Here is a 1757-nt window from a genome sequence, read left to right on the forward strand (position 1 = left end):
GTGTTGTCCGTCACGTCGTAGTTCAATACGTTGGCCGTGCCGCCGCCTTTGTAATGCTGGACAAAGCGCCTGGTTATCTCGCCCCGGCTGTTGTAATGCTCGTGACACAGTTCAGGTTACACTCTCCGTATTTATACTTCTTCAAAAACTGTCAGAGCAATTTTCTCCCTTCATACACTGCTATAAAAAAAGCAGCAAATGTCGTTATCATATAGAAAACAACCAAGAAGTCTTTTGCCCTACTCTTTTTTTTATCCAGACGTAACGATTCCTTAATGATTGTTTCATGTTTTCCTTTATGGACATAAAGAAAATAATCACCGACTAACATCATGAACATAAGCACAACGTGAAACCATTTAGGGTAGCTTTGGACATTATTCAAAACTATTAAAAACAAGAATATCAATGTGCTTACATTTAATACTTTAAACACTGAAACTCCCAGTAACGAAGAGAAAACAGCGAACTCTTTTTCCTTTAACACGTTACTATTCCACCAATAAATACGATAGAAAAGATGCTTAAACATACTCTCATTTATCACTTTAAAAACATCACCACTTACTAGGACCGTATAATTTTCCTAATTCGTAACTCACACCGGTGACCGCTCCTAAAGCACCGCCGAATATTCCAAAGAGTCCTATGCCAATATCTGTCCCACCAGCTACCCATGAGGTCTTACCTTGTATTAAATCTACCCCTGTGGCTCCTACACTATACCAGCCAAGCAATTTGCCTGCTACACCAACGACTTTACCTGTGCTATATGTCTTTATGTTACCCACGCTTCCTCCTCTCCATCCACTTCGGTACAGCTTAGGGCTGAAGTTGGTCCCGCTTTTATTGTAAAGCCTGAACGTACTTGTTGCATTTGAACCAACTTCCAGAGCCAAACCTGCTAACGACAATGTAAGTGGCTTATAATCTGCGTCCAATCCCATTGCAGAAACAGCCCAAGGCTGAACCGTTGCATCATCCTGCGCCATCATTCCCATCCCATATCTTCTTATCCAGCTCTCATTGTTAAGCATTGAGTTTTGCGCACCTTCCGCCTTTGATTTATTGAACTCCTGCAAAAACGCGTCCTTGTCCTCATTGGATACGACGACGGTCGCATCGTTTCCATCATTCGTATGGGCTATCAGGTTACCCAGTTCATCCTCATAATCGGTCGATGGTGCCGCACGGGACTTCGCCCAGCTCAACAACGCCTGCTTGTCCTGTAGGCTGCTGAAGTGCGCCACAAACCGCCCGTCCGGGTCGATGAATCGAATCGGGTTGTCGAACGCATAGTTATACGGCGAATGCCTACGCATCTGCTCAGCCAGCGGGTCGACCGCATTCCACCTGCCAATCACCGGGTCATACAGCCTCGCGCCGTAATCGTACATCTTCAGCTTATCCTGAAACTCCTTCCCGTTGTAAAGATAATGATTCTCCGGGCTTCCAGGTGCCTGGTGGGCAACATATTGCAGACCGAACGGGTAATAGTCCGTCCCGAAAGTCGCCGTCCCAGGCGCAGAACCGCGGAATCCCGCCCGGTTGTTCCCCAGATGGTCCCGAAGGAAATATTCGTACACGTACGTGCTCCCGCTCTTCAGAAGGCGCCCCTCAGGCATGTGAATGAGCTCTATGGCATTGTCCGCGTACTCGATGCCGTCAACATAGTCACGCGCCTGGCCGTAGATGCCGTTCACGCTGCGCAGCTTCCGACCGTCCGCGTCATAGGTGTACGTGATGGTGCCCCCGGG

At 47.6% G+C, this 1757-nt stretch carries 2 protein-coding genes; one reads left to right on the forward strand and one right to left on the reverse strand.

Features of this window, described 5'->3' with window-relative positions:
• Positions 1–215: hypothetical protein (locus tag BM030_RS20105; protein WP_211657677.1), on the forward strand; the 215-nt coding region annotated here is incomplete at its 5' end.
• Between the two features lie 342 nt (positions 216–557).
• Here BM030_RS20105 and BM030_RS19515 read toward each other — a convergent pair.
• The coding region (locus tag BM030_RS19515; protein ID WP_139215970.1) for an RHS repeat-associated core domain-containing protein at positions 558–1757 on the reverse strand (1200 nt) is incomplete at its 5' end.

The organism is Parapedobacter composti, assembly GCF_900112315.1.
Lineage (GTDB): Bacteria > Bacteroidota > Bacteroidia > Sphingobacteriales > Sphingobacteriaceae > Parapedobacter > Parapedobacter composti.